Source organism: Caballeronia sp., assembly GCF_049581465.1.
In the GTDB taxonomy this organism is placed as follows: Bacteria; Pseudomonadota; Gammaproteobacteria; order Burkholderiales; family Burkholderiaceae; genus Caballeronia.
Map to the genome: position 1 here is coordinate 1 of NZ_JBAUSA010001048.1, position 1,923 is coordinate 1,923.

At 59.7% G+C, this 1,923-nt stretch carries 2 protein-coding genes; both read right to left on the reverse strand.

What is annotated here, in order from left to right; translation table 11 throughout:
- Positions 1-880, reverse strand: an 880-nt coding sequence (locus tag WCA53_RS25665; RefSeq protein ID WP_423917037.1) for a CaiB/BaiF CoA transferase family protein, incomplete at its 3' end; no start/stop codon positions are given.
- 28 nt (positions 881-908) lie between these two features.
- Positions 909-1,923: GMC family oxidoreductase (locus tag WCA53_RS25670; protein WP_423917039.1), on the reverse strand; the 1,015-nt coding region annotated here is incomplete at its 5' end.

Below are 1,923 nucleotides of genomic sequence, written 5' to 3' on the forward strand. Positions count from 1 at the left end.
GGCTTACCCAGTGAAGACGTGATTGGGTAGCGAACAAAGCCGACATCCGCTCGCGCAGGGCCCCCCAACGCGAAGGATCATAGGCATGCTTGAAATCGGGGTCCGCGCCCAAGCCAAGTTTGCTGAAAAGAAGAGCATTTAACTGTGGCTCCAGCGCCTGCACACTGACAAAAAGGCCATCGGCGCAGGTATAAGTGCCACTCCAGTGCGGGCCATCGAGAAGGCCCCGGCCACGTTCAAAGGGCTGCTGCCCTGCGGCACGTGCGGATAGCAAAAGATTCATCAGGTTTGCGCTGCCGTCAACAATTGCGGCATCCACCACTTGCCCTGCTCCTGTGATGCGAGCGTTCAAAATGCCTGCAAGAATTCCCATGGCCAGATACAGGGCGCCACCGCCCAGGTCCCCGATCAGCGTGGGAGGCGCCAATGGCGGTCTTCCGGGCTCGCCTGAAAACCACAGAGCCCCCGAAAGCGCGATGTAGTTGAGGTCGTGCCCGGCCGCTTTCGCGAGCGGCCCTTCCTGTCCCCAACCGGTCATCCGGCCGTAGACCAGGGCCGGGTTGCGCGCCAGACAAATCTCGGGGCCCAGGCCGAGGCGCTCCAGGACACCGGGACGCATGCCTTCGATCAGGGCGTCCGCGTTATCGATCAGTCTCAGCACGGCGGCAATCGCGCTCGGGTCCTTGAGGTCCAGCGCCAAAGAACGTTTGCCACGATTGACGATAGCGCTCTTGCCTAGATCGAGCAGATCGCGATCCTTGGCCCCGGCCCGTTCGACCAGGATGACATCGGCTCCCATATCGGCCAGCAACATGCCGCAAAACGGCCCCGGCCCGATGCCGGCAATCTCAACGATGCGCACTCCGTCCAGAACGCCCAAGGTGTTACTCCTTATTGGATAAAGTCTTTCAGTATGAAGAGCACACTGCTTCCCTGGACAGACTACGGGCATCCGCCTTGATCATGTCAGCGGCCTTCTCTGCGATCATGATGGTTGGCGCGTTCGTATTTCCAGACACGACGTCTGGCATGATGGAAGCATCCACCACACGCAAGCCCTCGATCCCCTTTACACGCAAGCGATCATCCACCACGTCTTGTGGCCCCGCACCCATGCGGCAGGTTCCCACCGCGTGATAGGCGCAGTCAGCGTGATCGCGAATGAATTTTTCAATTTGCGCGTCGGTTTGCAAACTTGCTGAGTTTTTTGACTCCTTGCCCCCAAGACGTGTCAACGCCGGCTGTTGCATGATTTCGCGTGCCAGCTTGAAACCGCGCACCAGGCGATCCAGATCGTCTCGATCGGCCAGGAAATTGGTGTCGATCATCGGGGCCGCCAAAGGGTCCGCGCTCGCAAGCGAAACGCTGCCACGGGATTTGGGCCGCAGCAGGACAACGTGGATCGAATATCCATTACCTGGCAGCAGTGTGCGACCGTGGTCCACGAGTTTAGCTACGACGAATACCAGTTGGGCATCCGGGGTCTCCTCCTCTGGCCGCGTCTTCATAAAGCCATTGCCCTCCGCGAAATTTGACGTCAGCACTCCTCTACGGGACTTGCCCCACGTGAACATTCCCTTGATGACGGACCACACGCCCGGCACCGACAGGCCGAACAAGCCCGCCGACGAACCTGCCTCGTAGACGTGACAGATTTCGATGTGGTCCTGCAGGTTGTCGCCCACGCCGGGCAAGTCATGGACAACGGCAATGCCGTGCTGTTGAAGCTGCGTAGCAGGGCCAATGCCGGACAACATCAAGATTTGGGGCGATTGCAATGCACCGGCCGACAACAACACCTCACGCTCGGCCCTGAGGGTCTTGATTTCACCGTCCTGCAGGAATTCGACGCCCACGGCTCGCGTGCCTTCCATCAGGATCCGCGTGGTATGTGCACCGGTGATGACCTGCAAGTTTTCACGT